Consider the following 23,797-nt stretch of genomic DNA (forward strand, 5'->3'; position numbering starts at 1 on the left):
ACGTTTCTTGCTTTATCCAGGAGTCTCCTCTTATCAGCAGGTTACTCCATGGCCCTTTCTGCTCTGAGCTTTGTACAGGCGTCGAAAAAAAGCGAAATCGCGGGTTTGCAACAGCTGTTGCAGCTGGGTGAACTGGTTGGTGCGGTCAGCCTGATGATCCACGCACTGCAACGGGAACGAGGCACCTCGAACATCTTCTTATGTTCTCATGGGAACACCTGGGGAAAGCAACTGAGTGAGCGGGCACTGGAGGTCCGGAAGGCAGAGGAGGCCGTCAGTCAGTGGCTTGCGTCTCAGGATCTTACCGGCCCCAACCTGGCGAATGCACCGCGATTACTCAGCCGCATTGCCTCGGTGTTGCATAGCCTCAGTACGTTACCGCAACTGCGTCAGCAGGTTCTTGGACTGTCTATCAGTCAGCCTGATGCCATGAATGCCTACAACGAGGTGATTCGCTCGCATTTGTCACTGGTCTTCGAAACGGCGGATATCTCCGGCGATCCGTCAATTTCACGGGCATTGCTGGCGATGTTCAGTTTTATGCAGGGAAAAGAGCTGGCCGCACAGGAGCGGGCCACGGCCGCCGCCGGTTTTGCGGCAGGGCATTTTGATGTCATCGCGCAACAGCAATTCACAGGCTTAATCGAGAGCCAGGAGCGCTGCTTTCAGACCTTCATGGAATTCGCGGCTCCCCGCTGTCTGGCAATGTGGCGGCAGCAGATGAACCAGGACAGCAGTGAATTTGAACGTTTCAGGCGAATTGCCTGCACGCGCGTCAGGCCTGGCGGTGAGACGACGGATACCGCATTACGCTGGTTTGACGTTGCGACGGCGCGAATCGATGGAATGAAAGTGGTGGAGGATGAGCTGCAAGCTGCTCTGATGGCCTCCTGCCGCCAGCGTATCCGTGAAGCACAGGCCGCCCTTGCGCTTCAGCAGCAGAATATTGACCAAATCCCACAGTCTGAAAGCCATTACTCCGCGCTACTCTCGCCGCAGCTTAGTCGTTCGGTTCTTGAGCTTGTTGAACAGCAGTCCCGCCAGCTGCAGGCGCTCGATGCCGAACTTTCTCAACTTCGCGTCACGCTGACCGAGCGCAAGCTGGTTGAGCGGGCAAAGGGCCTGCTGATGCAGCATCAGGGCTTAACGGAACCCCAGGCGCATAAGGCACTGCTTGAGATGGCAATGAATCAGAATAAGAAACTTTCGGAAATTGCTGACGCGATGCTTGCCGTGTCTGCGCTGTTAGGCAAAAACGGGCACAAACCGGGCCAATAACTGCACCTTCTGTGTGCAATTACGCTGTGCAGGATGTGCAGTTCCGGTGCACCAGAAAGGGCGTCAAAGCGACAGAATAAGGCTAACCCTCTGATTTTTTTTTGATACCGCAGGTTGGCACACAAGCTGCATTCTTTTTAATAGCAACAGCACTAAACCAATGGCGGTTTAGTCAGCATTACGGATAAAGGCGTCCGTTAGCGTTCAGGGAACTGAGCGCTAACTGGACGCTTTTTTTTTTCCATTTTTCAACCTAACGGGAAGCCCTGATGACACAAGACGACAAAAAGACTCCGGGACAACTCTCCCGCCGCTGCTTTCTTGCGGGGAGTGCGGTGCTCGGCGGCAGCATGTTGATGTCAGGATTCATGAACCGGGTCTGGGCTGCCGGTTCCGACACGCCAGAGAAGAAAGAGATTCGCGTCGGGTTCATTCCCCTGACCGACTGCTCCTCAGTGGTGATGGCGGCGGTAAAGAAATTTGATGAGAAGTACGGCATTAAAATCATCCCGAGCAAGGAGTCGAGCTGGGCGTCAGTACGCGACAAACTGGTGTCTGGCGAGTTGGATGCGGCGCATGTTCTGTATGGGATGCTCTATGGCCTGCAGCTTGGCGTGTCCGGCCCGCAGCATGAGATGGCGATGCTGATGTCTCTCAACCAGAACGGGCAGGCCATTACGCTCTCTGAGCAGTTAAAGCAGGCGGGCGTGACGGATGCTGCATCGCTACAAAAAGTGGTCCAGGCCAGTGCGAAGGGGACCTATACCTTTGCGCAGACGTTCCCGACCGGCACGCACGCGATGTGGCTTTACTACTGGCTGGCAAACGCCGGTATCCATCCCTTTAACGACGTGCGCAATGTCGTGGTGCCTCCGCCGCAAATGGTCATGAACATGAAAATCGGCAATATGAGCGGTTTTTGCGTGGGGGAACCCTGGAACCAGCGCGCGATTCAGGACGGCATTGGTTTCACTGCTGTCACCTCACAGGAAATCTGGCCGGATCATCCGGAAAAAGTGCTCGGCACAACCTCTGCCTGGGTGACTGAAAACCCGAATGCGGCTCGCGCGCTGACCGCCGCGGTGCTGGATGCCTCCCGCTGGATAGACACCTCTGATGCCAATCGTAGTGAAACCGCTCAGGTCGTTGCGGCGCGGGCGTACATCAACACGCCACTCAAGACGATTCAGGGGCGGATGCTCGGCGACTACGAAAATGGGCTGGGGAAAACGTGGAAAGATGCCCACCGCATGCGCTTCTTCAACGATGGCGCGGTCAATTATCCGTATCTCTCCGATGGCATGTGGTTCCTGACTCAGCAGAAGCGCTGGGGATTGCTGGAAAGCGATCCTGACTACCTCGGTATCGCCCAAAAAATTAACCGCATTGACGTCTACAAACAAGCTGCCGCCGCGGTTGGCGGGATCAATTTGCCATCCAGCGACATGCGAAGCAGCACGTTGATTGACGGCAAAGTCTGGGACGGCAGCAACCCTGCTGACTACGCCAACAGTTTTGCAATGAAACGCTAAGTGAGGCCACAGATGTCCGTAAATTTGAAAACCAATGTCGTCACGTTGACGGAGCCTGCCGCGGTCAGCGTTGAATCGCCCGCCAGCGCAGAAGTGATCACGATCGAGAGAGCCGCCCCGGTAGCCAGAACGGATACCTTTATTGTCCGGCTTCGCGCGAGCGTTCGCCGCTTCATGCAGAAAATGATCCCCGCCATTCTCGGGGCCGTCGTGCTGCTGCTCCTGTGGCAAATCGCCGCCAGTAGCAGTAAAGGCTTCCCGACGCCCGCTCAGACCTGGGAGGCGGCGAAGGTGATTTTTGCCGATCCGTTCTATATCGACGGGCCAAACGACATGGGCATTGGCTGGAATGTCCTGGCCTCGCTACAGCGAGTTGCGATTGGTTTCGGGCTTGCCGCGCTGGTCGGCATCCCGGCCGGGTTCCTGATTGGCCGCTTCAGCTTCATCGCCAGCATGTTCAACGCCATTATCTCGCTGCTGCGCCCGGTCAGCCCGCTGGCGTGGTTGCCGATTGGATTGCTGTTGTTCCAGCGCGCGGAGCCCGCCTCGTCCTGGACCATTTTCATCTGTTCTATCTGGCCGATGATCCTCAATACCGCAGAAGGGGTGATGCGCATTCCGCAGGACTATCTCAACGTTGCGCGGGTGCTGAAACTCAGCGAATTCACCGTAATGCGCAAGATCCTGTTTCCTGCCGTGCTGCCGTACATTCTGACCGGGATGCGGTTGTCCATCGGTATCGCCTGGCTGGTGATTGTTGCGGCTGAAATGCTGACCGGCGGCGTGGGCATCGGTTTTTGGATCTGGAACGAATGGAACAACCTCAACGTGGAAAACATTATCGTCGCCATTCTGCTGATTGGTGCCGTGGGGATGTTACTGGAGCAGGGGCTGATGGCCGTTGCCCGTCGCTTAAGTTACGACAATCACTAGGAGCCCGCGATGAAAAAAGAAAAATCGATTATCAGCGTCCAGAGCGTCACTCAACGTTTTCCTTCAGCGAAAACCACTTTTCTGGCGCTCGATAACGTCAGCTTTGATATCGCAGAAGGCGAAACGGTCAGCCTGATTGGCCACTCAGGCTGCGGAAAATCGACCCTGCTGAATTTGATTGCCGGGCTGAGTCGCCCGACGGAAGGCGTGCTGCTGTGCGACAACAAAGAGATTACCGGGCCGGGGCCAGAGCGCGGGGTCGTCTTCCAGAACCATTCGCTGCTGCCATGGTTAACCGCTTTTGAGAATGTCGAACTGGCGGTGCGGCAGGTCTTTAAAGACCAGATGAACAAAAGCGAAATGCACGACTGGATTTTGCACAATCTCGAACTGGTGCACATGGAGCATGCGGCCGATAAGCGCCCGGGCGCCATTTCAGGCGGCATGAAGCAGCGTGTCGGTATCGCCCGTGCCTTGGCGATGAAACCGAAAGTTTTGCTGATGGATGAACCTTTCGGGGCGCTGGATGCGCTGACGCGGGCGCATCTTCAGGACGCCGTTATGGACATTCAGGCGCGTCTGAAAACCACCATTTTGCTGATCACCCACGACGTTGATGAAGCGGTGCTGCTGTCTGACCGCGTGATGATGATGACTAATGGTCCGGCGGCGAAAGTCGGTGAAGTGTTACAGGTTGAGCTGTCACGCCCCCGCAGTCGACTGGCTTTGTCGAACGATCCTCTGTTCCACCAGTATCGCCAGCAGGTGCTGCATTTTCTCTATGCAAAACACCGGGCAGTGGCCTGATTCCATGAGGGGAGTTGTGCAATGGCTAAACCGACTCTAATCGTTATCGGTAATGGTATGGCAGGCGTGCGACTGGTGGAATATCTCTGTGAGCTCGCACCAGATCGCTACCGTATCATGATCATCGGCGATGAAAAGCACAGTGCGTACAACCGTATCCAGCTGACGCCGGTGCTTTCCGGTGAGAAAGATTTTGGCCAGATAGTCACGCATGACGCGCAGTGGTATGAGCATCACAACATCACATTGATCTCAGGCACGGCGGCGACGGCAATCGACCGTCACGCTTGCACCGTCACGGCCGCCGGGCAGATCTATTCATACGATCATTTGGTTCTGGCCACTGGCTCACGGCCATTTCTGCCCCCCCTGCCTGGGGTCGAATTGCCGGGTATCCACGGGTTCCGCACTCAGCAGGATGTCGAAAATATTCTGCAGGGAGCCTATGCAGGCCAACCGGTTGCGGTGATCGGCGGCGGCGTGCTGGGCGTGGAGGCGGCGGCGGCCCTGGCGCGGCGTGGAATGCGGGTGAGCCTGCTACATCGCGGCACACATCTGATGGATCAGCAGCTGGATGAACACGCCGGAAAACTGTTGCACGAGGGGCTCTCATTACGCGGCATCAACGTCATTTTGCAGGCTGAAACGGTGTCATTCAGCGCTGATGCCGCTGGCAACGTCAGCAGGGTGAATCTTAATGATGGGCGCGGAATAGCGGCGGAGCGGGTCGTGCTCTCTGTAGGCGTGCGGCCGAACATCGCGCTGGCACAACGGTCCGGCTTGCCGTGCGATCGCGGTATTCTGGTGAACCCGCAGCTGCAAACCGCTGACCCGCACATCTCGGCAATTGGAGAATGTTGCCAGTGGGGCGAACTCACTTTTGGCCTGGTGGCCCCGTGCTGGCAGCAGGCTGAAACGCTGGCCTCGCGGCTGGCGGGGGGCGACAAAGCCACTTCATTCGAGGTGCAGAATGTCCCGCTGCGCCTCAAGGTCACAGGCCTGAATTTGTTCTGCGCCGGTGAATTACACAGCCGCGATGGCGCTCAGACCCATACCACCTTTGACCCGTTTGACGGGCATTATCGAAGGCTGGTGCTCTGCGACAACCAACTGCAAGGGGTGTTGCTGTGGGGCGATATCAGCGATGGCCCGCAATACCTCCAGCGGATCGGCACGCCCGCTGGTCAACCGTTGCCCTTCAGCGTCTTCAGTCCCGGTAATGAGCCGGATGCCTCTGGCTTACAGCCTGTTAAATCAGAACCGTTACCCGTCGAGGTGGCGAGGAGTCATTCAATGTCGAAACCCGTATTGGTTATGGCCGGACACGGCATGGTGGGCCATCATTTTTTAGAGCAGTTGGTTGCGCGTGAGCTGCATCTGCAATACCAGGTGATTGTGTTTGCCGAAGAGGCCTCGCCCGCCTACGACCGTGTGCATTTGTCCGAATACTTCTCTGGCCGCACGGCGGAATCCCTCTCAATGGTTGAAAAGGGATTTTTCGAATCGACCGGGATTGAACTGCGTCTGGGGCACAGCATCGGGCTCGTTGATACAAAACACCGTTTTGTGGTCGATCACCAGGGGCGGCAGACGGCTTACGATGTACTGGTGCTGGCAACAGGATCCTATCCGTTTGTGCCGCCGATCCCTGGCAATGATGCGCCGGGCTGCCTGGTTTACCGCACGCTTGACGATCTTGCGGCCATTCAGGCCTGCGCGGCAAACGGCAAAACGGGCGTGGTTGTCGGCGGGGGATTACTGGGGCTGGAGGCGGCCAACGCGCTGAAACAGCTCGGGCTGGATACGCACGTGGTGGAGTTTGCACCGCGGCTGATGGGGGTTCAGCTCGACGACGGCGGTGCCGCGATGCTGCGCCGTAAAATTGAAGCGCTGGACGTGAAGGTGCATACCGGGAAAGAAACCCAGGCCATTACTGCGGGTGAGGAGAGTCATTACCGGATGGTGTTTGCCGATGGCAGCTATCTGGAAACCGATCTGGTGCTATTTTCCGCAGGGATCCGCCCACGCGATCAGCTTGCGAGAGCGTGCGGGCTTGAAGTGGGGCCGCGCGGCGGCATTGTGATTGACGATCGCTGCCAGACGTCCGACCCGGCTATTTATGCGATCGGCGAATGTGCGCTGTGGAACGGGCAGGTCTTCGGCCTGGTGGCGCCGGGTTATCAGATGGCCCGCGCGCTGGCGGATACCCTGACGGGCGGCGACGCCGTCTTTAAGGGCGCGGACATGAGCACCAAACTTAAGCTTCTTGGTGTTGAGGTGGCATCGATTGGTGACGCGCATGGGCGTACCCCAGGTAGCCAGAACTACAGCTGGGTAGACGGTCCGGCGGAAGTGTATAAGAAAATCGTGGTATCGCAGGATCGCAAACGGCTGCTGGGGGCGGTGCTGGTGGGCGACAGCGCGGAATACAGCACGTTGCTGCAAATGATGCTCAACGATATGCCGCTGCCAGCCAAACCTGAATCCCTCATTTTGCCTGCCGGGTCGGGCGCAGACAAACCTGTGCTGGGCATCGCAGCCCTGCCCGATAGCGCGCAAATTTGTTCCTGCCACAACGTCAGTAAAGGCGATGTCCGTAACGCCGTGAAGAACGGCTGCCACGATATGGCGGCGATAAAAGCCTGCACCAAAGCGGCGACGGGATGTGGGGGCTGCGCCGCACTCACCAAGCAGGTGATGGAATATGCGCTGTCCGACATGGGCGTCGAGGTGAAAAAAGACATCTGTGAGCATTTCGCGTATTCGCGCCAGGAGATTTATCACCTGGTTCGGGTAGGCAATATCCGCACGTTCGGGGAACTGATTGAAAAGCACGGCCACGGCAGCGGGTGTGAAATCTGCAAACCGCTGGTCGGATCGATACTGGCATCATGCTGGAACGACTACCTGTTGAAACCGCAGCATTTGCCACTGCAGGACACCAACGATCGTTATTTCGCCAATATCCAGAAGGACGGGACCTATTCCGTCGTGCCGCGCGTTCCGGCGGGAGAGATAACCCCCGAAGGGCTTATCGCCATCGGCGAAGTCGCCAGGCGTTACAAGCTCTACACCAAAATTACCGGAGGGCAGCGAATCGACCTGTTCGGCGCGCGTCTGGAGCAACTGCCGGAGATCTGGCAGCAGCTGGTTGATGCCGGTTTTGAAACCGGTCATGCCTACGGCAAATCTCTGCGCACGGTGAAATCCTGCGTCGGGTCGAGCTGGTGTCGCTACGGCGTACAGGACTCCACCTCGCTCGCGCTGCAATTAGAGCACCGCTACAAAGGGCTGCGTTCGCCTCACAAAATCAAAATGGCCGTCTCGGGTTGTACCCGCGAGTGTGCCGAAGCCCAAAGTAAAGATGTGGGGGTAATTGCCACGGATAAGGGCTGGAACCTGTATGTCTGCGGCAACGGGGGAATGAAGCCCCGTCATGCTGATTTGTTGGCGCAGGACATGAGCACAGAGCAGCTCATTCGTACCGTTGACCGCTTACTGATGTTCTACATCCGCACCGCTGACCGGCTGCAGCGCACCAGCACCTGGATGGATAACCTCGAAGGGGGCATCGACTACCTGCGCCAGGTGATTCTGGACGACAGCCTGCAAATTGCGGATGAACTGGATCGTGAAATGTCTGCGGTGGTGGCGACGTACCAGTGTGAATGGCAGACCACTCTGGCCTCGCCGGATCGCCTGGCGCTGTTCAGACCGTTTGTAAACAGCGAGGTCCCTGACGAAGGGGTCGTGATGGTGAGCGAACGTCAACAACTGCGGCCTGCAACGCATGAGGAGCGCAGCATGCTCGCCGTGCCTGCCGCAGAAAATACGCAGGAGCCCGCACCGGGCTGGGTGGAAGTGTGCAGCCTGAGCGCCATCCCGGCGAATGCGGGAATGGCGGCGCGCCTGGCGAGCCAGCAGATTGCGCTGTTCTATCTGCCCGGTCATCCACAGCAGGTTTTTGCGCTGAGCAATCATGAACCAGACAGCGACGCCAATGTGCTGGCGCGCGGGCTCGTGGGCGATGTCAAAGGCGAACCGGTGGTGATTTCCCCGCTCTATAAACAGCGCTTCAGCTTACGGGACGGCCGCAGCCTGGACAATTCGCCGCATGCGCTGCGAAGCTGGGCGGTGAAAGTGGAAGATGGCCGCGTCTGGGTTCAGGCACGAACGCAGGGCGTTGCGTCCGCCAAAATCATTGAAACGGTCAACCTATGAAAACAGCGTCTCCGGTCGTGAAAACCACCTGCGCCTATTGCGGCGTGGGCTGCGGCGTCAGTATGCAGCCACAGGCTGATGGCTTCGCCGCCAGCGGCGACCCGGCACATCCGGCAAATCGCGGAAGGCTGTGCGTGAAGGGCAGCGCGCTGGGTGAAACGCTGGGCTTACAGGGGCGTCTGCTCCAGCCTGAAATCCATCATCAACCCGTGGACTGGTCGCAGGCGTTAGACGCTGTCGCACAAGGGCTACAGGCGACGATTGACGAGCATGGACCGCAGTCGGTCGCGTTTTATGGCTCGGGCCAGCTGCTGACGGAGGATTACTACGTCGCCAACAAGCTGATGAAAGGGTTTATCGGGGCGGGCAACATGGATACCAACTCCAGGTTGTGCATGGCCTCCGCCGTGGTGGGCTACAAGCGGGCGTTCGGCGCCGATGCCGTCCCCTGCAATTATGATGATCTGGAGCAGGCAGACTGCGTTATTCTGGTAGGTTCGAACACCGCCTGGGCGCATCCGGTGGTGTATCAGCGGCTGGCGAAAGCCAAAGCGGAGAGGCCGGAGATGCAGATTATCGTCGTTGATCCGCGTAAGACCGCCACCTGTGATATTGCCGATCTGCATCTGGCACTGCGTCCGAGCAGCGATGCGGCGCTGTTCTGCGGCGCACTGAACGAGATGGCAGCGCGCGGAAAACTGGATACCGCTTTTCTGCAGCACCACACGAACGGGGCAGAAGAAACCTTACAGACAGCAAAAGCGTGGAGCCTGGAGAAGACGGCGGACTATTGCGGGATCGCCTCCTCGCAATTACAGGCGTTTTATCAACGGATAGCCCGGAGCCAGCGGCTGGTCACGCTGTATTCGATGGGGATCAACCAGTCCAGTTCGGGCGTCGACAAATGCAACGCGATAATTAACCTGCATCTGGCAACCGGCCAGATTGGACACGCTGGCAGCGGGCCATTTTCGATAACGGGCCAGCCGAATGCGATGGGCGGACGTGAGGTCGGCGGGCTGGCAAACCAGCTGGCCTGCCATATGGGATTTACCGCCGAAGAGATTACACGGGTCGGGCGTTTCTGGCACAGCGATAACGTCGCGCAGAGCCCTGGACTCAATGCCATCGATCTCTTCCGCGCTATCGAGAAGGGAGAGATAAAAGCCGTCTGGATCATGGGCACCAATCCGCTGGTGTCACTTCCGGATGCCGATCGCGTGCGGGCCGGTCTGGCGCGTTGTCCTCTGGTTATTGTGTCCGACATTCTGCGTGACACGGACACCACCCGCGCCGCGCATATTCTGCTGCCCGCCCTGGGCTGGGGGGAGAAAAATGGCACGGTGACCAATTCGGAACGCTGTATCTCCCGGCAACGCGCGTTTCTGGCTGCACCTGGGGAGGCCAAACCTGACTGGTGGATCCTCAGCCAGGTTGCGCAGCGGCTGGGGTTTGCGGAGGCCTTTGCCTGGCAGCATCCGGCAGATATTTTCCGCGAACATGCGGCCTTGTCCGGCTTTGAAAATGCAGGCACTCGGGCGTTTGACATCAGCGGGCTGGCGCAGTTGTCCAATGAAGAATGGGATACCCTGCAGCCGATCCAGTGGCCGGTTAATGCCGCACGGCCGCAGGGTACGCCGCGACTATTTACAGATAAAACCTTTTTTCACCCTGACGGTAAAGCGCGGTTGATCGCCGTCACCCCGGCGCTGCCCGCCAGCCAGCCCACTGCGGCTTATCCGCTGATCATGAACACCGGAAGGGTGCGCGACCAGTGGCACACCATGACGCGAACCGGCAAGTCTGCTCGCCTGATGCAGCATATCAGCGAGCCGTACTGTCAGTTTCATCCGGATGATGCGCCGGGCATTCAGGCGGGTGAGTTGCTGCGTGTAACCTCATCCCATGGCTGGCTGCTGTTACGCGCGCAACCCGATCATCTTCAGCTTCGCGGCAGTATTTTCGTGCCGATCCATTGGAACAGCCATTTTAGCCGGCAGGCCCGGGTCGATGCGCTGATAGCTCCCGTTACCGATCCTCTTTCCGGGCAACCGGAAAGTAAGCATATGCCGGTCAATCTGACGAAATGGAAAGCGGCTTGGTATGCAGAGCTGTTTATTCGGGGAGAGGGGATCGCCGCGCCTGCCACCGCCTACTGGAGCCGCATCACCCAACCGGGCGTCACGCATTTTACGTTAGCGGATTCTTCGCTCCAGGAGGAGTGGATGGCGTGGCTGAATGAACATTATCCGCTGGAGGGGAAAACCTGCCAGAGCGCCCGGATGGGGGATGAGGGCTTCAACCTGCTGGTGTGGGCGCAGGGCGAACTGCAGCTGGCATTTTACGCGCGCCGAAGCCCACTGCTGCCGGACAGGCAAGCGATACTGTCTGCCTTTATCACCCCGCCGGACACGGCACCGCAGCGGCTGGCGTTACTGGCGGGCCAGGCCGGCAGCCATAAGGCCGCCACCGGCAAAATGATTTGCAGCTGTTTTTCTGTTGGCGAAGCGCAGATTGTCGACGCCGTGCGGCAGGGATGCCACAGCGTGCAACAGCTCGGCTCAAAGCTGAAATGTGGCACTAACTGCGGCTCCTGCGTGCCGGAGCTGAAAACGTTTATTGCCGGCCAGCTGGCCGCCCTGACGATGGAAGAACGCCCATGAAAACTCGCGACATGTTACCGATAGCGCAAATTATGGCCCTGGCAGATCAACGCAGCCCGGTGCGCCGGGGTGACGTCTGGCTGGTGGGCGCAGGGCCGGGTGATACTGAACTGCTGACCCTGAAAGCGCTGCGCGTTATCCGGCAGGCCGATGTCGTGGTCTTTGACCGGCTGGTGTCCGATGCGGTGCTGGCGCTGGCGCCGGACACTGCACTGCGGATCGATGTCGGCAAATCCCCGCGCAATCATCGCCTTGAACAGCATGAAATCAATATGTTGCTGGTTGATCTGGCGCTGGCGGGGCACCGTGTAGTGCGCCTGAAGGGCGGCGACCCGTTCATCTTTGGCCGGGGTGGGGAAGAAATGGCCTGCTGCCAGCAGAAGGGGATAGTGTGCAATGTTGTGCCCGGTATCACGGCGGCAATGGGCTGTGCCGCAGCCAGCGGGATCCCGCTGACGCACCGAAACCTGGCACAGTCCGTCAGGTTTGTCACCGGACATGGCCCGGAAGGGGAACCGGACGTTGACTGGTCCGTACTGGCCGCCGCGCGCCAGACGCTGGTCTTCTATATGGGGATTGCCAACAGCCCTGTTATCAGCCAGCGCTTGATTGCCCATGGCTTACCCGGCTCAACGCCCGTGGCGGTGATTGAACGCGGCACTCAGCCTCAGCAGCGCGTGCTGGTGGGCACTCTGGATGCATTAGGAAAGATCGTTGCAGAGGAGCAGGTCGAATCACCAGCCCTGGTAATTATTGGTGAGGTGGTGGGAATGTACCGGCCGATTGCCGAACTGCCTGAGAAGATTTTTCCGCAGATGGGCCGTTCTGAACCGGCTTTGCCAGCCAGTCTGAAGTGGCCGGCGAAAATGGACAGCATAAGCGTTATTCTGGAATCATCCTATGACCATATCTGGCACGCAAGAGACGGTCACAATAGCTAAAACATCTAATCGAACCAAGGACACGGGGATGGTTAATCCCCGTGTTTGTGGTGAGAAAGAGGCGCAGCGGTCATGGCCGCCGGCTTTCAGTTGGATCGAGTGCTCACCGCCGGCCACTACGATCGCCAACGCGGTTTCCAGCTGATGAGCGAATACCTGCAGGCAACGCCGGAAAGCGAGCGGGTTGAGGCGCTGTTCTGCGAGAACGACGTGTTGGCGCTAGGGGCGCTCGAAGCGCTCAGGCAAACGGCGCCGTCGTCTGCAATGGCCGTGGTAGGTTTCGACGATATCGACGAGGCCGGCTCAGCCAACTGGGCGCTGACCAGCTACAGCCAACGCATCGACCGGCTGGTCGAAGAGGCCTTGAATCGCCTGATCGACAATCGCGCCACGGCAGACGGCGCCTGGCGGCATGGAGAGTTGCGGGTTCGGCGGTCGCATGTGAAGCAAGACGAAATTCAGATCGCTGATTGAGTGCATGGCGGATAACATTTCCGCCATGCTAAAATTATGGCGTTTTATCTGGCACAGAGATAAGCCAGGGTGTAGCAGAGCCATTTTTTATGGCTTCAATATAATTTTCCACCATAATCTGATTTTTTTCAGATATTTCACAAAATATTACCAGTTGGCCGAATAGTTCAGTGTCATCATTGATTTTATCAGGAATTACTTCCGGAACGAATGTAATAGCGCGTCTAGACAACGTTCGTACGGTGAATTTTTTGCCAAACTCAGGTTGGCTATCAAACGCATTAACACCTATTTCAAGTAAATTAAAAGAGGGTGAATAGATGGCATACCATGTTTTTTTATAGCAAAAAATGCCGCTTTTGAATTCTGGCATTCCTTTGAAATCAATTGAATTTTCCGTTTTTATTCGCTTTATGGCAGTTAATGTATACTTTTTCGTTGAGTATACATCCTTGAGAAAAATGGCAACGCATAAAAAAATAAAACCTGCTGCAAGAAAAGAAAACATGGCAATCAGGATGCCAGTAACAGAAAGATCTGAATTGAGCAAGAGTATTATTGCAATGGCGATAACTAGATATGAAGCTATATGTATCAACCCATCTTTTTTGTGATGTCCTTCCTGAATTTAACAATAAAATAAATTACTGCAGCAAAGGCTAAACTATAAAAAAAGAGTAATGACCGATCGGGCATGATTCCATTCGCCAAAAAATTGATATTGCGTTTAATTTATAGTAATGGTTTAAAATAAGCAATATCAGGTTTGATTTTCAACCGTTACGGCAGGAATCACATCAGCTTAAATCTGAACACCTGTGTGAGTTTCTTGCCTCCAGATTTCACGTAGCGCGATCAAAAAGGAGGGCATTTTGACCCATTTTGCAGAGTGGCTTAGCCACATCCAGGCGCTTGAGGTTGAACTGCACCAGCCAACAACGCGCTGCGATCCGAAGCGTGTCGCGGCATTGCTGCATGAAGACTTTGAAGAGATTGGCCGCTCAGGCCTACGTTATGACAAACGCCAGACCGTTGCGGCGCTGGAGATGGAAACGGGTTATCCGCAGATTTTCGCCGAAGCTTTTAAGCTGGCGCAAATCAGTGATAGCGCCGTATTACTGACGTATAAAAGTTTTCAGCGTGACGCGCAGGGCCACGCCGTGCGTTGCACAGAGCGTTCGTCGATTTGGCTTCTGACAACCAAGGCGGGTTGGCAAATGCGATTTCATCAAGGCACGCCGACTGATGATTGAGCCAGGTTTAAAAGCCGATCGAATAGAATGACAACAAGCCTGGCAGAAAGACAGATGTCAGAGGGATAAAGCTGCAGGTGAGGAGAGAAGATGCTCAGGGATGGCCCGGTGCGTATCCAGCAACTAAATTTAACATAATATACATTATGCGCACCAAGGTAATGATATGTGGATTCTGCCGTCCAGGCCTGATTTATGGGCTTTCTCCTGCAGCCAATCATGCCAGCGCCGGCTGCTCATGCCGTTGAACTAATTCGTTTTTCAACCGGCCATAAGCCGCCGGGTTTTGCCGGCGGTCTTCTGCTGCCTGGTGTTTGGGTTGCTCAGCAATACCATGATGCTTGCGCAGATAATCTCTGAACGCCAACTGTCTGATCGCCTGTTCACTTGCTGCAGCAACGCCTGCCGGTAATGCCGTTCTCGCCACGCGGCGTAGGTCTCATGTCATGCATCTTGTCATTCACACCATCCAACGCCGCCAGCCTTTCAATCTTCAGCAAGATATCAATCGTTGGTTTGGCACTGCTGTACTGCCGATATGATGAATTGCCGTTAATACGCCAGCCAATATCTCGCGTAGTTTCAGCGCTGCATCTTTATAACGCGGATCATAAGGCTCGACCGTGATGATGCGCTCTGTCATTTTCCGCTCCAATAATGATGACCGGACATGATTTCAATGGCGCATCTCCGCCGATAAGGAGTAAAAATCCCCTGCTTTTTTGATCGCGCTACGTGAAATCTGGCAAAACGTGGCTACTACGATACTGCAGATTTCTCCAAAACGCGTCATTTCAACGGGTACTATTTGTACGCTAAATGCGCATTGGCGTCCGTTTTCATCGTTTTCGGCGCCCACCACGGCGTTGGCTATACTGAATGGGGACACATTCCAGGAGCCTCCCCATGTTTGACCATGTGAAATTTGGCGTCAGCGACTTTGCCCTTAGTAAAGCGTTTTTCCTCAATGCACTCGCGCCGCTGGGCGTAAAGATCGTTGCCGAAGGCGAACCCGGCTATGGCGTCGAACTTTGTCACGATCGGGGTAACGTGTCATTGTGCCTGTTTCAAACCGATGAAAAACCGGCGCATCTGCACCTGGCATTTGCCGCAAGCAGCCGTGAACAGGTCGATGCGTTCTACCACGCCGCGCTAAATGCCGGTGGCAAAGACAATGGCGCGCCCGGTTTACGGCCCAATTACCATGCCCACTACTATGCGGCATTTGTGATCGGCCCGGATGGCCACAATATCGAAGCGGTGTGCCATAACCCGATGAGCTAGTAATTTTGCAGCTAAAACAGCATGTTAATCACGAGTCGCTGTACTCTATTTAACATAACGCAATTGTGACGTGGTCACTTAACGTTACCCCGTCACGTCAATCCACTCTGCTCCGGTGATGCTGGCCAGGCGTTGTGGCGCAATTCTCACGCCTGAGTTATCGCTGCCGCCTGCCGGAAGCACTTCACCGTAGCGGCACAGGCTGCGATCGCAGTAAATTCTTACCGCTGCCGGTGCGGCAAAGGGGCAAACGCCGCCCGGTGGATAGCCGGTCAGCGCCTCCACCTCCTCCGCCGGCAGCATGCGCGCCTTTACGCCGAAGAATTGTTTGTACTTCTTGTTATCGATTCTGGCGGTTCCCGCCATCACCAACAGTACTACGCCGTCGTTCACGCGAAACGACAGCGTCTTGGCGATCTGCCCGCTCTCCACGCCAAAGGCTTCCGCCGCCAGCGCCACCGTAGCGGTATTCTTTGCCAGCACCGTCACCGCCGTTTCCGGCGCGTGCTCGGCCAGAAATCGCTGAACGCGCTCTATACTCATGCCCATCCTCCCGATGTTGTAAGCCATTGATAATGCCGCAGTGAGGGTTTCGGTTTTAACATCGCATGCTAAAAATGAGAATCAAAATTGTTCAAATCGGTGAATCTGAACAAAGCTTTAAGGGGCCAACGCCCTTTTTACCTATCATTTTTCATGGAGATACCTGCATGACCACGCAAACGACAGCAAGGCCTTCAGCGGTCGCGGTGGCCGTCTATGAATGGCTCAATCCGATACCCTACGGATTTTTCACCGCTGCGCTGATTTTCGACATTATCTATGCCTGCACGGCGAATATTCAGTGGGTCAACGGTGCCAGCTGGCTGATCGCCATCGGCCTGATTTTTGCCATTATTCCCCGTCTGATTAACCTGGTGCAGGTGTGGTTCGGCAGCGGCCGGCTGCAGGGGCCATCGGTCAAGCTCCATTTCTGGCTGAACTTGCTGGCCATCGTTCTCGCCATCATCAACGCTTTCGTGCATAGCCGGGATGCGTATGCCGTGGTGCCGCAAGGTCTGGTGCTGTCTGCGATCGTGGTCGCGCTGCTGAGCCTCGCCAACATTCTGCTGGCCGTGGGTGCCCGCGCAAAATAATAAGGAGGTTTTCATGAAGCTATCATCCATCGCGATTGCGCTTTCGGCCGTGTTGGCGCTGGCCGGCTGCGATAACAGCGCCGTCATTTCACCGGAACAACAAATGGGGCCGGATCCGACGTTGCCGGCGGCGCAAGACTTCCTGATGCCGCCGATGCAGGTGCCAAAGGGCGTCGGCTGGCAGCAAAATCAGATGCCGAAAGTGGCCGAAGGCTTGAAAATCGATAAGGTGGCGGACGGTTTGCTGCACCCGCGCCAGCTGCTTACCCTGCCCAACGGCGATGTTTTGGTGGTGGAAGCCAACGGGCCGGGCACCGAAGCGGTGAGCACGCCCAAGCAGCTGATCGCCGGTTTGGTGAAGGGCCAGTCCGGTAAAGGCGGCAAAGGGGGCAACCGGATTACCCTGCTGCGCCCAGCCGCCGATGGCAGCTGGGAAAAGCATGTCTTCCTCGAAGGGCTCGATTCGCCGTTCGGCGTCCAGCTGATTGGCAACACCCTGTATGTGGCCAACACCGGCAACATCATGCAGTACGCCTATCAGCCGGGCGAAACGCGCATCAGCGATGCGGGTAAAGAGCTGGCCGATCTGCCGGACACCATCAATCATCATTGGACCAAGGCCCTGCTGGCCAGCCCGGACGGTAAAAAGCTGTATGTCGGCGTCGGTTCAAACAGCAATATCACCGAAAACGGCCTGGCCGTAGAGTACCGCCGCGCCGCCGTGCTGGAAGTGGACACCGCCTCCGGTGCCAGCCGCATCTTCGCCAGCGGCCTGCGCAATCCGACCGGGCTGCAGTGGGAACCGCACAGCGGCAAGCTATGGGCCATCGTCAACGAGCGTGACGAGATCGGCGCCGATCTGGTGCCGGACTACCTGACATCGGTGCAGGACGGCGGCTTCTACGGCTGGCCTTACAGCTATTTCGGCCAGCACGTCGATCGGCGGGTGCAGCCGGCGCGGCCGGATCTGGTGGCGAAAGCCATCAAGCCGGACTACGCCCTCAGCTCCCACGTCGCGCCGCTGGGGCTGCTGTTCTACACGGCGAACGCTCTGCCGGCCGAGTATCGCGGCGGCGCCTTCGTCAGCGAACACGGCAGCTGGGATCGCTCGCCGCTGAACGGCTACCGGGTCAGCTACGTGGCGTTTGAGCAAGGCAAGCCGGTCGGCAAACTCAAAGCGGTGGTCACCGGCTTTGTCTCCGACGACGAGAAGGAACTCTATGGCGCACCGGTAGGATTGGCGGTCGACAAGACCGGCGCCCTGCTGATTGCGGATGACGTCGGCAACACCGTTTGGCGCGTTAAATCGAAATAAGCTCAAGGCGTTGTCGGCAGGCAACGCCGCAAAGCCAGCTTGTCATTCTCGCATGCAAGCGTGGCGGGTATGGCTCAGTGTACTGTGTAACTTATCGTACTCTTCACGGGTAATTTTTTGCGTGGCCAGTAAGGTGCGCAAGGTTCCGTACAGAAAACCGAGCTCATACCCCCGCGCGTAGCCCTCTGCACTGTAACGGTTGATCTCACCGGTTTTGAGCGTTTCAATACCGTCATTAAGCCAGTCCAGTGCGTCCTGAGTGGTCAAATCCATCGTTGCTTCCCCTTATCAAGCGAAAAATAAAAGCCTAACACGCCCTTGTTATTGAGTATATTTTTGCGGGTTCCATTCTCGACATATCTTTGGAATTTATAACTGGCTGCGTATCCCTTGGCCGCTTTGCATATAATTTCGCTTAAATTTGAATCACTGTTTTGATCTCATTTTCATCAACAGATCGTTGGCCAGAAATAAAAGGTTTTAACATTTCGACATAAACCAGTACAATTCCCTACCCTGTGTTAACCCTTTTTTTAGGTTGATTGTGTCGTTAATTCAGCGCTCTGCATCGCGAAATCGGGCCGCCGCCTGGTTAGGGGTGTTTGCCATTCTGATGTTGTTCATTGCGCCGGTGGTCTCGCGATCCCTGGAGCATGTGCGCGCCGGAAGTGCTGGAACGACCGTCATGGCGGATTGCGGCATGGATATGCCGATGCATCACGGGATGCACTCGCCGCCGCCTGAGCCTGAGAAAGCCTCACAGCCGCTGATGCAGCACGGCGGCGGCCATCACAACATGGCGATGATGATGGACGACAGCGCCTGCGGCTACTGCGTGCTGTTGTTGCACGCGCCGCTGCTGGACGTGAGCCACGGCCCGCTGTTCTGGTCCCAGTCGCTGGCTTCGCGCCCGCCGCCGATCCACTATCTCGTCCCTCTGTTTGCCCACGTTGTTCACACCGAATTACAGCCGCGCGCGCCCCCCATCTCTTTCCTCTGATTTAACAATAAGCCCATTGCCGTTCTCTGTATTGCCGTTGATCGTTTCAACCCGGCGGAATTAATTCGCCCAACGGTTAATCATCGAGACGACATTATTAATCCGGTTATTTCCAGGTTGATGGAATTAACCCCCGTATTTTCCGATGGTGATTTTCGCCAGGCTGCCCCACGCCTGAATAATCCCTCGGCCAAGCACGGAAAAAGTTAGCTTAAGGAAAGATGATGTTTAAACCGACTTATAAAAAGAACGCCGTCACCCGCGCCATTACCACCGCCATGCCGCTGTTTCTGCTGGCCGGCCACGCGGCGCAGGCGCATCAACACCCTGCCGGCGCACAGGTTAATGATGGCGACGTGATCACCGTCACCGCGCCGCTCTACTCCCCGCTGACCATCGTCACCTCGCCGAAAACCCCACGCCAGCCGGTGCCGGCCAGCGACGGTTCGGACTACCTGAAAACCATCCCCGGCTTTTCGCAGATCCGCAACGGCGGCACCAACGGCGACCCGGTGTTCCGCGGCATGTTCGGCTCTCGGTTGAAGATCCTCACCGACGGTTCGGAAATGCTGGGCGCCTGCCCAGCGCGGATGGATGCACCGACCTCTTACATCTCGCCGGAAAGCTTCGATCTGTTGACCATTACCAAGGGGCCGCAGACGGTGCTGTGGGGGCCGGGATCGTCGGCGGGCACGGTGCGTTTCGAGCGTGAACGCCCGCGCTTCGACAAGCCGGGTATCAAGGGCAACGCCAGCGTGCTGACCGGCTCCAACGGCCGCTGGGACGAGAACATCGACGCCAGCCTCGGCGCCGAACAAGGCTACCTGCGGGTGATGGCCAACAAATCCCGTTCCAACGACTATCAGGACGGCACGAATACGCGCGTGCCATCGCGCTGGGACAAGTGGAACGGCGATCTGGCGCTCGGCTGGACGCCGGACAACGACACGCTGCTGGAAGTAACTATGGGCCGCGGCAACGGCGAAGCGCGCTATGCCGGCCGCAGCATGGACGGTTCGCAGTTCAAACGCGAAAGCCTGGGCATGCGGGTGGAGAAATCCAACATCGGCGACGTGCTGGATAAGCTGGAAGCGCAGGTCTACTACAACTACGCCAACCACGTGATGGACAACGTCACCCTGCGCTCGCCGGGCAGCGGTGGCATGGCTGGGCACGGGGGGCATGGCGGCATGAGCATGGGGATGGGCGGCCACGGCGGGCACATGATGTCCTCCGGCATGACGATGCAGCTCGATCGCCGCACCGTCGGCGGCCGCGTGATGGGCACCTGGCAGTGGCAGGACGTGAAGCTTGAAAGCGGCCTGGACACCCAAACCAACACCCACCGCAGCATGAACCGCGGCAGCTGGGAAAAAGACGCCCAGTTCAACAGCTACGGCGCCTTCAGTGAACTGACCTGGTCCACCAGCGAACAGGATAAACTGATCGGCGGCGCGCGCCTCGACCGCACCCTGGTGGAGAATTTCCGCAGCGCCAGCGCTGGGAAACGTTCGGACACCCTGCCGAGCGGCTTTATGCGCCTGGAGCATACGCTGGCCGACCTGCCGCTGATGCTGTATGCCGGCGTCGGTTATACCGAGCGCTTCCCGGATTACTGGGAGCTGTTCTCGCCGAAGCTTGGCCCGAACGGCAGCAAGGATCCGTTCTCCAGCGTCAAGAGCGAGAAAACCACGCAGCTCGACATCGGCGCGCAGTACAACGGCAAACGCTTCAACGGCTGGGTCTCCGCTTATGTAGGCCGCGTCGATGATTTCATCCTGTTCAAATACGATCCGCACAACGCGCGCCTCAGCCAGGCCGATAACGTCAACGCCAACATCATGGGCGGCGAAATGGGCATGGGTTATCAGCTGAGCGAGCACTGGAAAACCGACGCCAGCCTGGCCTACTCCTGGGGCAAAAACACCAGCGATGGCCGCCCGCTGCCGCAGATCCCGCCGCTGGAGGCGCGCTTGGGGCTGACCTATGAGTACGGCGACTGGAGCGGCACCGGCCTGTGGCGTCTGGTCAGCAGCCAACACCGCGTGGCGATCAACGAAGGCAACGTGGTGGGCAAAGACTTTGCCGAAAGCGCCGGCTTCGGCGTGCTTTCCGCCAACGCCGCCTACAAGGTGAATAAAAACGTCAAGCTGAGCGCTGGTCTGGATAACATCCTGAACAAGACCTACAGCGAGCACCTCAACCTGGCGGGCAACAGCGCCTTCGGGTACTCGGCCAACAGCGCGGTGAATGAACCGGGCCGCACCCTGTGGGCCAAGGTTAACGTTACCTTCTAAACCGTACACCGGGCGATGGGCCACCGTCGCCCGGTCAGGCGATATGCGATCCGGTTCTTAGGATATGAGTTTTAAGTTTTTCCCATTCGGTTGAGCGGCGATTAGTATCACTCTCAATGTAATCAAGGATCCGGAGGGAATATGCAAAAGATCACTCGTTTTCTGGCCCTGCTCGGCGAGCTGATGATCGAAAAAGCCGAAGACGCCGCGCCGCAGGCTGCTCAGCCTGACGATCGCGACGACGCGCTGCCACCGCGTCTCGAACGTGGGGTTCCGCTGGCCGACCGCTTCCTGTTCATGTAATTCCCCTCACTGTCTTTTTGTCCAGCACGTTCCGATATTTCATTATCGGGCGCCTGCGTCTATCTTCTTTCGATGGTTCCAGCCGATTCATCATAGGAGATAGCAACGCAATGAAGATCAGAACGGTAACCCCGCAAGACGCTGAAGCCCTGACGCAGTTATTGAATGACGTGATCGGCGCCGGCGGCACGACGGCGATAGAAACGCCCCTCACCCCCGCCGAATTCAGCGAATGGTTCATCAGCGGCAGCAATGCGCTGAGCTGCCAGGTCGCGGAGGTAGATGGGCTGTTGGTGGGCTTCCAGGCGCTGAGCGCAGATGATGCCCTGCCACCCGATACCGCAGATATTGCCACCTTTTCCCGCCTGTCGCCGAAGGTGCGTGGCGTCGGCAGTGCGTTGTTCCCTGCCACATTAGCGGCGGCGAAGTCTCACGGTTTCAAGCACATCAACGCCACCATTCGGGCGGATAACGTCGGTGGCCTCGCCTACTATCACAAAATGGGCTTTCGTGATTACGATCGTTTGCCGCAGGTGCCGCTCAGCGATGGCACGCCGGTCGACAGAATCAAAAAGCGCTTCTCCGTTTAATCTGCCAACCCGCTCACACTGACCGCACGATATGTTCGCGCAGCCACCGGTGAGCGGGATCGCGGTGCGATCGTTCGTGCCACAGCATGGTCATTTCAAAGCCCGGCACCGCCAGCGGCGGCTCAAGCCGTTGCAATAAAGGCTGGTTGCGCACCAGCCGCTCCGGCAGCATCGCCACCAAATCGGACTGCGTCAGCACCGAGATAACGAACAGAAAATGCGGCACGGAAAGCACCACGCGCCGCGTCAGCCCCACGTCTGCCAACGCCCGGTCGGTCATGCCATAGAACCCGCCGCCGTCCGGCGAGACCATCACCTGCTCCAATTGGCAAAATTGCGCCGGCGTCAGCCTGGCATGCAGCTTGGGGTGGCCGACCCGGCCCACCAGCACATAGCGTTCGCTAAACAGCGTGCGCTGCCGCAGGCCGGATGGCGCCCCTTCTCGGGTATGAAACGCCAGGTCGATCTCCCCTTGCTCCATCCGTTTGGCGAGGCGCGCCGGGGCGATCTCCAGCACCGCCAGCCGGGTGCCGGGCGCCGCCGTGCGCAAACCGTTCAGCGCCGGCAGCACGATGGTGGATTCACCGTAGTCAAAGGCGGCCACGCGCCAGGTATCGGTCGCCACGGCGGGATCGAACGGCGTCGCCGGCGTTATCGCCAACTCGAGCGCCGCCAATGCCTGGCGTAACGGTGCCCGCAGCTGTTCCGCTCTGGCGGTCGGGCGCATGCCGCGCGGGCCGGGCAATAGCAGCGGATCGTCAAAGATCGCCCGCAGTTTGGCGAGATGCACGCTGACCGCCGGCTGGGAGAAATTGAGCCGCTGTGCCGCGCGTGTGACGTTGTGCTCCGCCAGCAGCGCGTCGAGCGTCACCAGCAGGTTGAGATCCAGCCGTCTTAAATTATTCATAGTTATACCTGGGATAACGGTAATTCATTTCTAATATACCGACTAACACCCTAACCTGCAGCTCTCACACCAAGGAGAGCTGTTATGAATGTGCTGATTGTTTACGCCCACCCGGAGCCGCTGTCGCTGACCGGTTCACTGAAAAATTTCGCCGTTGAACGCCTGACGCAGGCCGGCCATCAGGTACAAGTGTCCGACCTGTACGCCATGAAGTGGAAAGCGGCGCTCGACGCCGACGACAGTCTGGAAGGCCCGGCAACTGCTCGTTTCGATCCTTCGCTGGATTCGCAGCGCGCGTTCGCCAACGGCATGCAGAGCGCTGATATCGAACGGGAACAGCAAAAATTGCGTTGGGCGGACGCGGTGCTGCTGCAGTTTCCTCTGTGGTGGTTCTCGATGCCGGCGATCCTGAAAGGCTGGGTGGAGCGTGTCTATGCTTACGGTTTTGCCTACGGCGTGGGTGAGCATTCCGATACCCATTGGGGTGACCGTTACGGCGAGGGTACGCTAGCGGGCAAACGGGCGATGCTGATCGTTACCGCCGGCGGCTGGGAGTCCCATTACGCCCCGCGCGGCATCAACGGGCCGATCGACGATATCCTGTTCCCGATCCAGCACGGCATGCTGCACTACCCAGGCTTCGAGGTACTGCCGCCGTTCGTCACCTACCGCGCCGGCAAAACCGATGAGGCACGCTTTGCCGCCCTGTGCGAGCAGCTCGGGCAGCGGCTGGATAATCTGTGGAACGCCGAGCCAATCCGCTTCCGGCGGCAGAACGCCGGTGACTATCTGATCCCGCAGCTGACTTTGAAAGCGCATCTCGCGCCGGGGCAAGACGGTTTCGGCGTTCACATCGAGTAGCC

Annotated in this window: 22 protein-coding genes and 1 pseudogene; 17 read left to right on the forward strand and 6 right to left on the reverse strand. The window is 57.7% G+C overall.

From position 1 onward, the window contains the following. Positions 1-48: 48 nt before the first annotated feature. From ACJ8IM_RS20075 to ACJ8IM_RS20110, 8 genes and pseudogenes are all read left to right on the forward strand, one after another. Entirely contained in the window at positions 49-1,278 is a 1,230-nt protein-coding gene (locus ACJ8IM_RS20075) for a nitrate regulatory protein (protein WP_033653155.1), read from the forward strand. Positions 1,279-1,547: 269 nt separating this feature from the next. Further along, entirely contained in the window at positions 1,548-2,810 is a 1,263-nt protein-coding gene (locus tag ACJ8IM_RS20080) for a CmpA/NrtA family ABC transporter substrate-binding protein (protein ID WP_033653154.1), read from the forward strand. A gap of 12 nt (positions 2,811-2,822) precedes the next feature. Then, positions 2,823-3,743: a nitrate ABC transporter permease gene (ntrB, locus tag ACJ8IM_RS20085; protein WP_051917599.1), complete on the forward strand. Its 921-nt coding sequence runs from the start codon at positions 2,823-2,825 to the stop codon at positions 3,741-3,743. A 9-nt stretch (positions 3,744-3,752) separates the two neighbouring features. Beyond that, complete coding sequence (locus ACJ8IM_RS20090) at positions 3,753-4,550, forward strand: ABC transporter ATP-binding protein (protein WP_033653153.1); 798 nt, start codon at positions 3,753-3,755, stop codon at positions 4,548-4,550. 21 nt (positions 4,551-4,571) lie between these two features. Further along, positions 4,572-8,771, forward strand: coding sequence for a nitrite reductase large subunit NirB (nirB, locus tag ACJ8IM_RS20095; RefSeq protein WP_230116447.1), 4,200 nt, complete (start codon positions 4,572-4,574; stop codon positions 8,769-8,771). Next, a complete protein-coding gene (locus ACJ8IM_RS20100) occupies positions 8,768-11,434 on the forward strand; it encodes a nitrate reductase (RefSeq protein WP_033653152.1) in 2,667 nt (888 codons plus the stop codon). Before nirB ends, ACJ8IM_RS20100 begins: the two co-directional genes overlap by 4 nt. 11 nt (positions 11,435-11,445) lie before the next feature. Beyond that, complete coding sequence (gene cobA, locus ACJ8IM_RS20105) at positions 11,446-12,375, forward strand: uroporphyrinogen-III C-methyltransferase (RefSeq protein WP_077791464.1); 930 nt, start codon at positions 11,446-11,448, stop codon at positions 12,373-12,375. 69 nt (positions 12,376-12,444) lie between these two features. Further along, a pseudogene (locus ACJ8IM_RS20110) lies at positions 12,445-12,849 on the forward strand (substrate-binding domain-containing protein); the annotation flags it as partial. A gap of 34 nt (positions 12,850-12,883) precedes the next feature. Here ACJ8IM_RS20110 and ACJ8IM_RS20115 read toward each other — a convergent pair. Further along, positions 12,884-13,447, reverse strand: coding sequence for a hypothetical protein (locus tag ACJ8IM_RS20115; protein WP_144337642.1), 564 nt, complete (start codon positions 13,445-13,447; stop codon positions 12,884-12,886). Between the two features lie 274 nt (positions 13,448-13,721). Here ACJ8IM_RS20115 and ACJ8IM_RS20120 point away from each other — a divergent pair, with 274 nt between their 5' ends. After that, the gene (locus ACJ8IM_RS20120) at positions 13,722-14,102 is read left to right on the forward strand and encodes a nuclear transport factor 2 family protein (protein WP_033653151.1); all 381 of its coding nucleotides are present in this window, start codon (positions 13,722-13,724) and stop codon (positions 14,100-14,102) included. Between the two features lie 217 nt (positions 14,103-14,319). Here ACJ8IM_RS20120 and ACJ8IM_RS20125 read toward each other — a convergent pair whose 3' ends face one another. Beyond that, the gene (locus ACJ8IM_RS20125) at positions 14,320-14,529 is read right to left on the reverse strand and encodes a GrpB family protein (protein ID WP_229601684.1); all 210 of its coding nucleotides are present in this window, start codon (positions 14,527-14,529) and stop codon (positions 14,320-14,322) included. Between the two features lie 66 nt (positions 14,530-14,595). Then, entirely contained in the window at positions 14,596-14,745 is a 150-nt protein-coding gene (locus ACJ8IM_RS20130) for a GrpB family protein (protein ID WP_080281293.1), read from the reverse strand. Between the two features lie 263 nt (positions 14,746-15,008). Between ACJ8IM_RS20130 and ACJ8IM_RS20135 the strand changes: the two genes are divergently transcribed. Next, on the forward strand, positions 15,009-15,386 hold the full coding sequence (locus tag ACJ8IM_RS20135) for a VOC family protein (RefSeq protein ID WP_033648335.1): 378 nt from the start codon (positions 15,009-15,011) through the stop codon (positions 15,384-15,386). An 84-nt stretch (positions 15,387-15,470) separates the two neighbouring features. Here the strand turns inward: ACJ8IM_RS20135 and ACJ8IM_RS20140 are convergent, their stop codons facing one another. Beyond that, a complete protein-coding gene (locus tag ACJ8IM_RS20140) occupies positions 15,471-15,929 on the reverse strand; it encodes a YbaK/EbsC family protein (RefSeq protein WP_033653150.1) in 459 nt (152 codons plus the stop codon). Between the two features lie 167 nt (positions 15,930-16,096). Between ACJ8IM_RS20140 and ACJ8IM_RS20145 the strand changes: the two genes are divergently transcribed. After that, on the forward strand, positions 16,097-16,522 hold the full coding sequence (locus ACJ8IM_RS20145; RefSeq protein ID WP_033648337.1) for a DUF2231 domain-containing protein: 426 nt from the start codon (positions 16,097-16,099) through the stop codon (positions 16,520-16,522). A 13-nt stretch (positions 16,523-16,535) separates the two neighbouring features. Continuing rightward, positions 16,536-17,837 (forward strand): PQQ-dependent sugar dehydrogenase, encoded by a 1,302-nt coding sequence (locus tag ACJ8IM_RS20150; protein ID WP_033653149.1) that lies wholly within the window; start codon positions 16,536-16,538, stop codon positions 17,835-17,837. A 42-nt stretch (positions 17,838-17,879) separates the two neighbouring features. On the opposite strand, the gene ACJ8IM_RS20155 is transcribed toward ACJ8IM_RS20150, so the two are convergent. Beyond that, positions 17,880-18,110 carry a hypothetical protein gene (locus tag ACJ8IM_RS20155; protein WP_033653148.1) on the reverse strand — a complete coding sequence of 77 codons (231 nt, stop codon included), beginning with the start codon at positions 18,108-18,110 and terminating at the stop codon, positions 17,880-17,882. A gap of 340 nt (positions 18,111-18,450) precedes the next feature. Here ACJ8IM_RS20155 and ACJ8IM_RS20160 point away from each other — a divergent pair, with 340 nt between their 5' ends. The 4 genes from ACJ8IM_RS20160 to ACJ8IM_RS20175 all read left to right on the forward strand — a co-directional run bounded on the left by ACJ8IM_RS20160 (position 18,451) and on the right by ACJ8IM_RS20175 (position 22,027). Next, positions 18,451-18,837: a DUF2946 domain-containing protein gene (locus ACJ8IM_RS20160; RefSeq protein WP_229601686.1), complete on the forward strand. Its 387-nt coding sequence runs from the start codon at positions 18,451-18,453 to the stop codon at positions 18,835-18,837. A gap of 278 nt (positions 18,838-19,115) precedes the next feature. Beyond that, complete coding sequence (locus ACJ8IM_RS20165; RefSeq protein ID WP_324294176.1) at positions 19,116-21,134, forward strand: TonB-dependent copper receptor; 2,019 nt, start codon at positions 19,116-19,118, stop codon at positions 21,132-21,134. 141 nt (positions 21,135-21,275) lie between these two features. Then, positions 21,276-21,437 carry a hypothetical protein gene (locus ACJ8IM_RS20170; protein ID WP_016927696.1) on the forward strand — a complete coding sequence of 54 codons (162 nt, stop codon included), beginning with the start codon at positions 21,276-21,278 and terminating at the stop codon, positions 21,435-21,437. A gap of 110 nt (positions 21,438-21,547) precedes the next feature. Further along, complete coding sequence (locus ACJ8IM_RS20175; RefSeq protein WP_033653147.1) at positions 21,548-22,027, forward strand: GNAT family N-acetyltransferase; 480 nt, start codon at positions 21,548-21,550, stop codon at positions 22,025-22,027. 13 nt (positions 22,028-22,040) lie between these two features. Here the strand turns inward: ACJ8IM_RS20175 and ACJ8IM_RS20180 are convergent, their stop codons facing one another. Continuing rightward, entirely contained in the window at positions 22,041-22,934 is an 894-nt protein-coding gene (locus ACJ8IM_RS20180) for a LysR family transcriptional regulator (RefSeq protein WP_101455607.1), read from the reverse strand. Positions 22,935-23,018: 84 nt separating this feature from the next. Between ACJ8IM_RS20180 and ACJ8IM_RS20185 the strand changes: the two genes are divergently transcribed. Beyond that, complete coding sequence (locus ACJ8IM_RS20185; RefSeq protein WP_033653144.1) at positions 23,019-23,795, forward strand: NAD(P)H-dependent oxidoreductase; 777 nt, start codon at positions 23,019-23,021, stop codon at positions 23,793-23,795. Positions 23,796-23,797 lie beyond the last annotated feature (2 nt).

Source organism: Serratia sp. CY33525 (assembly GCF_052169115.1).
GTDB classification, from domain to species: domain Bacteria; phylum Pseudomonadota; class Gammaproteobacteria; order Enterobacterales; family Enterobacteriaceae; genus Serratia; species Serratia sarumanii.

Bases quoted from the DNA above. Each gene is read 5' to 3' on its own strand.
- ACJ8IM_RS20145 (WP_033648337.1), top strand. From the start codon at position 16,097: ATGACCACGCAAACGACAGCAAGGCCTTCAGCGGTCGCGGTGGCCGTC.
- ACJ8IM_RS20135 (WP_033648335.1), top strand. From the start codon at position 15,009: ATGTTTGACCATGTGAAATTTGGCGTCAGCGACTTTGCCCTTAGTAAA.
- ntrB (WP_051917599.1), top strand. From the start codon at position 2,823: ATGTCCGTAAATTTGAAAACCAATGTCGTCACGTTGACGGAGCCTGCC.
- ACJ8IM_RS20150 (WP_033653149.1), top strand. From the start codon at position 16,536: ATGAAGCTATCATCCATCGCGATTGCGCTTTCGGCCGTGTTGGCGCTG.
- nirB (WP_230116447.1), top strand. From the start codon at position 4,572: ATGGCTAAACCGACTCTAATCGTTATCGGTAATGGTATGGCAGGCGTG.
- ACJ8IM_RS20170 (WP_016927696.1), top strand. From the start codon at position 21,276: ATGCAAAAGATCACTCGTTTTCTGGCCCTGCTCGGCGAGCTGATGATC.
- ACJ8IM_RS20130 (WP_080281293.1), bottom strand. From the start codon at position 14,745: ATGACAGAGCGCATCATCACGGTCGAGCCTTATGATCCGCGTTATAAA.
- ACJ8IM_RS20100 (WP_033653152.1), top strand. From the start codon at position 8,768: ATGAAAACAGCGTCTCCGGTCGTGAAAACCACCTGCGCCTATTGCGGC.
- ACJ8IM_RS20165 (WP_324294176.1), top strand. From the start codon at position 19,116: ATGCCGCTGTTTCTGCTGGCCGGCCACGCGGCGCAGGCGCATCAACAC.
- ACJ8IM_RS20080 (WP_033653154.1), top strand. From the start codon at position 1,548: ATGACACAAGACGACAAAAAGACTCCGGGACAACTCTCCCGCCGCTGC.
- ACJ8IM_RS20075 (WP_033653155.1), top strand. From the start codon at position 49: ATGGCCCTTTCTGCTCTGAGCTTTGTACAGGCGTCGAAAAAAAGCGAA.
- cobA (WP_077791464.1), top strand. From the start codon at position 11,446: ATGTTACCGATAGCGCAAATTATGGCCCTGGCAGATCAACGCAGCCCG.
- ACJ8IM_RS20090 (WP_033653153.1), top strand. From the start codon at position 3,753: ATGAAAAAAGAAAAATCGATTATCAGCGTCCAGAGCGTCACTCAACGT.
- ACJ8IM_RS20140 (WP_033653150.1), bottom strand. From the start codon at position 15,929: ATGAGTATAGAGCGCGTTCAGCGATTTCTGGCCGAGCACGCGCCGGAA.
- ACJ8IM_RS20180 (WP_101455607.1), bottom strand. From the start codon at position 22,934: ATGAATAATTTAAGACGGCTGGATCTCAACCTGCTGGTGACGCTCGAC.
- ACJ8IM_RS20185 (WP_033653144.1), top strand. From the start codon at position 23,019: ATGAATGTGCTGATTGTTTACGCCCACCCGGAGCCGCTGTCGCTGACC.
- ACJ8IM_RS20175 (WP_033653147.1), top strand. From the start codon at position 21,548: ATGAAGATCAGAACGGTAACCCCGCAAGACGCTGAAGCCCTGACGCAG.
- ACJ8IM_RS20160 (WP_229601686.1), top strand. From the start codon at position 18,451: ATGTTGTTCATTGCGCCGGTGGTCTCGCGATCCCTGGAGCATGTGCGC.
- ACJ8IM_RS20155 (WP_033653148.1), bottom strand. From the start codon at position 18,110: ATGGATTTGACCACTCAGGACGCACTGGACTGGCTTAATGACGGTATT.